Source organism: Rhodovulum sp. (genome assembly GCF_011048875.1).
GTDB classification, from domain to species: domain Bacteria; phylum Pseudomonadota; class Alphaproteobacteria; order Rhodobacterales; family Rhodobacteraceae; genus Rhodovulum; species Rhodovulum tesquicola.
In genome coordinates, this window is the sequence record NZ_DSDD01000115.1 from 1 (window position 1) to 4,591 (window position 4,591).

Genomic DNA, 4,591 nt, shown 5'->3' on the forward strand with positions numbered 1-4,591 from the left:
CTGGTGGCGATCGTCTGGGCGATCTATCAGCTATCCATTGTTCAGGGCTATGAACTGACCAAGGTCACCTGGCCGGTGCTTGCGGGCTTTCGCAATCTTGCCGCGAGCGCGCTGCCCGATGCGGGGTTTCTGGTCGATCCCCAGATCCGCTCGCTGGGCCTGTGGATGGTCGACTCGGTCAACACGCTGCTGAACTATGTGCCGATCTTCCTGATCCTGTTCGCGCTGATCGCGATCCTCGAGGATTCGGGCTACATGGCGCGGATTGCCTTCATCCTGGACCGCATCCTCCACCGCTTCGGCCTGCACGGGCAGTCGACGCTGCCCTTCATCCTGGCCGGCGTATTCGCGGGGGGCTGCGCGGTGCCGGGCGTGATGGCGACCAAGGGCATTCCCGATGCGCGCGCCCGGATGGCCACGATCCTGACCGTGCCCTTCATGAACTGCATGGCCAAGATCCCGCTCTATACGCTGCTCATCAACATCTACTTCCCCGAGACCAAGGGGCTGATGCTGTTCTACCTGTCCACCATCACCGTGATCGCGGCGCTGCTGATTGCGAAGCTTCTGACCACATCGGTCCTGCGCAACCATGAAACCGCGCCCTTCGTGATGGAGCTGCCGAACTACCACCTGCCGACGATCCGCGGCGTGGCGCAGCGCGCCTTTGACCGGACCTGGCTTTACATCAAGAAGGTGGGCACCGTGGTCGTGGCCATCGCGGTCGTGATCTATGTGCTGCTGCAATTCCCCGGCGTTCCGGCTGAACGCGAGGTCGCCTATCAATCGCGCGCCGAGACCGCCATCGCGGATTTCTACACCGCGCTTGGCGACAACCCGCACCGGGCCGCCGTGCCCGATCAGACCGCACTGGTGGCGTTGGTCAATGCGGCCACCGATTACCGCGCGGCGCGGCTGAATGCAGGGGGGCGCGCGGCGGTAGAGGCGATCAACGCCCGCTTTGCCGAGCAGTTCCCCGATTTCGTGCCCTTCGTGCTGCGTTCGCAGGACGACGCGGCCCGCGCCGCCTCGGCCGCCTTGCGCGATCTGGCCAATGCCCGCACCACGCTGCGCCGCGAAATGCGCCAGGACAAGATCGAGTCGAGTTTCCTGGGCATGATCGGCCGCAGCTTGGAGCCGGTGACGCAATTCGCGGATTTCGACTGGAAGGTCAACGTCGCGCTTCTGGCCTCCTTCGCGGCACGCGAAAGCTCGGTCGCGACGCTGGGCGTGCTGTTCGACCAACCCGAGGGCCAAGGCGCGCAGACGCTTGAGCAACGCATGGGCGCCGAGCAGGCCGCCGAGGGGCGCACCGCGCTGTCGGCTGTCGCGGTGATGCTGTTCTTCGCGCTCTACCCGCCCTGTCTGGCGACCGTCATCATGGTGCGGGTGCAGACCGACAGCTACCGCTGGATGGGCTTTTCCATCGTCTTCCCGACGCTTCTGGGCCTTGCGGTGGCCAGCGCCGTCTTTACCCTGGGCAGCGCATTGCAGTTGACCGGGATGCAGACCATGACCGCGGTCTACCTGCTCGGCCTCGCGGCGCTGCTGATCGTGGCGTTGCCCAAGCCCTGGCTGCGCCGTCCCCCACGCCGAGCCGCACAGGACATGCCATGACCCCCCAGATCGACCTTGCCGCCGAGACCGCCCTTGCCGGGCACGAGATCGCCCTGATCGCGCTGGTGCTTGCCGTCGCGCTGGCCTTCCTGTTCCGCGGCCTGATCCACCGCCGCCGCGGCGCGGCGCGGGCCTGCGACGGATGCGCAGGCTGCACCAGCGGGACGGCCTGCAAGGCCATCGGCTTCGACCGGGGGACAGAAACGAACAGCAAGACAGACCGATGACCCGGGCTGCCTGTCAACCGAGTCTGGCCAGCGTCATCGCGCCTTCACGGGCAGGGTGAAGCTCTGGCGACGCAGGCCCAGTGCCGCCGGCGCGGCTGGAAACCGGCCCGCCCGGCGCACGGCGGTCAATGCCAGGTCGTCGAGACGAGGGTTTCCCGACGATCGGATGAGCCGCGCATCAAGGAGCACGCCATCTGCCGCAACGGTCAGCTCGACGACGGCGGTGCCCGACCCGGCCCCCCGCGGCACGCTGCGGGCGATGCGGGTGCGAATCTGTCCGCCCCATTCCGCAAGAAGGGAACGCGCGCGATCCGGCGACAAGGTTGCGCTCTGCGCTTGTCGAGACCGCCCGCTGACATCGCCGCCTGCTCCGGCCGCACGGCGAGCAGCCTGGTCCGCCGAGGCGCTCGACGGCGCGGCTGCGGTCTGCGCCGCCTGCGTCGGTTGCCGGCTGTCCTGCCTTTTCGGTGGGCTGACCGGGCGAGGGGCCGGCCGCGGCGTGTCCGGTAAAGCCTGGGCGACCGTCGGCCGCGGGTCCGGCTCCGCCACGCGAGCCGGTCGTTGCGGGGTCGGTTCGATCCGCGGCAGCGTCGGGGCCGAGATCGGCGCGGCGGGACGCGGTGGCATGGCGGGCGATGTCGGCGCGGCCTCTTGTTGCCGGATGGCTGGAGTCATGTCTGTCGCTGGCGGGGCGATGAAGGCGGCCGGTTCGGGGAGCGCGGCTTCGGGCGGGCGGTCCCACTGCGCAACCGCGTTCGCAACGGCGGCCGAGGCGGGAGACAACGTGACAAGGTCGTCCCCGCCGCCGCCCGCCGAGTCCGCTCCCACGGGACGCTCCGCAGGCCAGAGCGCGAGGTGCAGCGCCAGCGCCGCGCTGGCGAAGACTAGCGTTTCACCAAGCCCGCGCATCGCCTCAGCGCCCGGTCGCGATGAGCTCGACCGACACCACGCCTGTCGCGGCCAGCCGGGCCAGCAGGCGTGCGATTTCGGCCCCCGGCGCGGCCTTGTCGGCGCGGACCAGCAGCGCGCCGTCGCGCGCTTCGCCCGCCAGCAGGGCCAGTGCCGCGTCGCCGCGGGCATCGCGGTAGGCCAGGGTGCCATCGGGGCCCACATACAGGATATCCTGCCCCTCGACCGGGCGGTCCGATCCCGCCTCGGGCGTGGCGATGTCGAACGGTTCGGGCGGGGTCAACTGGGCGCTGATCAGGAAGAACACCAGCAGCAGGAACACCACATTGATCATCGGCACCACGCTTTCGCGTTGGGGCCGGGGGGGCGGAACGGTCAGGGGCATGGCTCAGTCCACCAGGATCAGGCGGCCGAACCCGGCCGCGTTCAGGGTGTCCGTCACGTCGATCACCCGTTGCAGGTCGGCCCCGTCGCGGGGGCGCAGGACGACCGGGTCTTCGGGGGTTTCGATCAGGGGGCGCAGCGCATCGGCAAGGTCGTCAAGCCCTGTCTCGACCCCGTTCAGCGCCACGGTTCCGGGGCGGATATCGACCAGCCGGGGCGGGCCGGACCACGCCTCGCCCGCGCCGCCGCCTGCGCCCAGCGGGATCGCCACATCCTGACCGAAGCGCGCGGCCAGCATGAAGAAGACCAGCAGCAGGAACACCACGTCGATCATCGGCGTCAGGCTGGGCTTGCGCCGGGGTGCGGGGGGGGCAAGGCCGAGGCTCATTCCGCCGCTGCCCTGAGGGCCGCGCGGGACGGCCCGCCGCGGGTCAGGATGCGGGTCGCCGCATCCTCGATGTCAAGGCGCACGCTGTCGGTCACGCTTTCAAACCAGGTGAGCGCAACCGAGGCCGGGATTGCAACCGCCATGCCCGCAGCCGTGGTCAGAAGCGCCTCCCAGATGCCGCCGGCCAGCGCCGCGGGATCGGCGCGCGCGCCTGAGGCTTGCAGTGTCTGGAAGGCTGCGATCATGCCCAGCACGGTGCCGAGCAGCCCCAGGAGCGGCGCGATGGTGGCGATCAGTTCCAGTGCGCGAAGGCCCGAACGGGCGCGGGCGAGTTCCATGGTGGCGACGCGGGCAACCTCTTCGCGGGCAGTGATGTCGTCGAACTCCGGGTCGAGGCGCGCCTCTATCGCCGCGCGGATCGCGTGAGCGCGGAGCCCGCGCGCCCCGACCAATGCAATCCGCGCGCCGTGGAGGTCGCCCGCGAGCCAGTGGTTCACCGCACGGGCGCTCGCCCGGCGCGACCAGGCCCCGGCACGGGCGAGGCGCCATGATTTCCAAAGGATCAGCGCGACGGTTGCCACCGACAGCGCGGCAATCGCCCAGATCGCGGGGCCGCCCTTCTCAAGGAAGGCGACGATCTCCTCGGTCTTCGATGCGAATTCCATTCCCGTCTCCTTCATTCTGCCGCGACCTGCCCTGCCGCATGGGGCAGCAGGTAAGTTCCGCCCTCGGGCGGCGTGTTGACCCGGATCGGGCAGCGATAGGCGCGGCTGAGGGCCTCGTCGCGGAACACGTCTGCGGGCGTGCCCTGGGCCAGCACCCGGCCTTCGGCGAGCAGCGTGACCCGGTCGGCGAACATCGCCGTCAGGTTCAGGTCGTGCATCACCGTGACCACACCGCCGCCCTGGTCCGCGTAGTCGCGAGCGACCCGCATGACCTGCAACTGGTGGCCGATATCAAGGCTGGATACGGGTTCGTCGAGGAACAGCCAGTGTGGGCAGCCATTGGCGGTGGGGCGCCAGACCTGCGCCAGAACGCGAGCAAGCTGCACGCGCTGCTGCTCGCC

The 4,591-nt window shown here is 69.7% G+C and carries 6 protein-coding genes and 1 pseudogene; 2 read left to right on the plus strand and 5 right to left on the minus strand.

Annotated elements, in window-relative coordinates; translation table 11 throughout:
- Positions 1-1,617: nucleoside recognition domain-containing protein (locus tag ENN83_RS03910; protein ID WP_287184295.1), on the plus strand; the 1,617-nt coding region annotated here is incomplete at its 5' end.
- On the plus strand, positions 1,614-1,844 hold the full coding sequence (locus tag ENN83_RS03915; protein ID WP_287184296.1) for a FeoB-associated Cys-rich membrane protein: 231 nt from the start codon (positions 1,614-1,616) through the stop codon (positions 1,842-1,844). The genes ENN83_RS03910 and ENN83_RS03915, both read left to right, overlap by 4 nt.
- Positions 1,845-1,877: 33 nt before the next feature.
- Here ENN83_RS03915 and ENN83_RS03920 read toward each other — a convergent pair whose 3' ends face one another.
- From ENN83_RS03920 to ENN83_RS03940, 5 genes and pseudogenes are all read right to left on the minus strand, one after another.
- Positions 1,878-2,753 (minus strand): energy transducer TonB, encoded by an 876-nt coding sequence (locus ENN83_RS03920; RefSeq protein WP_287184298.1) that lies wholly within the window; start codon positions 2,751-2,753, stop codon positions 1,878-1,880.
- 4 nt (positions 2,754-2,757) lie between these two features.
- Positions 2,758-3,138 carry a biopolymer transporter ExbD gene (locus ENN83_RS03925; RefSeq protein ID WP_287184300.1) on the minus strand — a complete coding sequence of 127 codons (381 nt, stop codon included), beginning with the start codon at positions 3,136-3,138 and terminating at the stop codon, positions 2,758-2,760.
- A gap of 3 nt (positions 3,139-3,141) precedes the next feature.
- Positions 3,142-3,525, minus strand: a complete 384-nt coding sequence (locus ENN83_RS03930) for an ExbD/TolR family protein (protein WP_287184302.1) — start codon at positions 3,523-3,525, stop codon at positions 3,142-3,144.
- On the minus strand, positions 3,522-4,190 hold the full coding sequence (locus ENN83_RS03935; protein ID WP_287184303.1) for a MotA/TolQ/ExbB proton channel family protein: 669 nt from the start codon (positions 4,188-4,190) through the stop codon (positions 3,522-3,524). The genes ENN83_RS03930 and ENN83_RS03935 overlap by 4 nt, the downstream gene beginning before the upstream one ends.
- 11 nt (positions 4,191-4,201) lie before the next feature.
- Positions 4,202-4,591 (minus strand): annotated as a pseudogene (locus ENN83_RS03940) (iron ABC transporter); the annotation flags it as partial.